1 protein-coding gene is annotated in these 579 nt (G+C 44.2%); it reads left to right on the top strand.

Translation table 11 applies throughout. The features are described 5' to 3' along the window. Window positions 1–579, top strand: a 579-nt coding sequence (locus tag HC176_RS15825; protein ID WP_209309746.1) for a SufD family Fe-S cluster assembly protein, incomplete at both ends; no start/stop codon positions are given.

Genomic DNA, 579 nt, shown 5'->3' with positions numbered 1-579 from the left:
ATCCCGGTGACAAGGAAGGAAAAGGCGGAGTTTACAACTTTGTAACTAAACGCGGACTTTGTGAAGCCAATGCCAAAATAAGCTGGACGCAGGTAGAAACAGGATCGGCAGTGACCTGGAAATATCCGAGTTGTATATTGAAAGGTGATAATTCGGTGGGAGAATTCTACTCCATTGCCGTGACCAACGATTATCAGCAGGCAGATACCGGGACTAAGATGATACATATTGGAAAGAACACTAAGAGTACGATCATCTCCAAAGGTATTTCTGCAGGAAGAAGCCAGAACAGCTATAGGGGTCTAGTACAGATCAATGCTAAAGCAGAAAACGCGAGAAATTTCTCCCAGTGTGATTCCCTGTTAATGGGCAATAAATGTGGAGCGCATACTTTCCCTTATATAGAAGCTAAAAACAAAACCGCCCGGGTAGAACACGAGGCAACTACCAGTAAGATCGGGGAAGACCAGATCTTTTACTGCAACCAGCGGGGGATCGATACAGAAAAAGCGATCGCCTTGATCGTGAATGGTTTTAGCAAGGAAGTATTGAACAAATTACCTATGGAATTTGCGGTAG

This window comes from Tamlana crocina (assembly GCF_012037625.1).
Note: the sequence above shows the minus strand (reverse complement) of the source record. Positions and strands in the feature narration are given on the sequence as shown.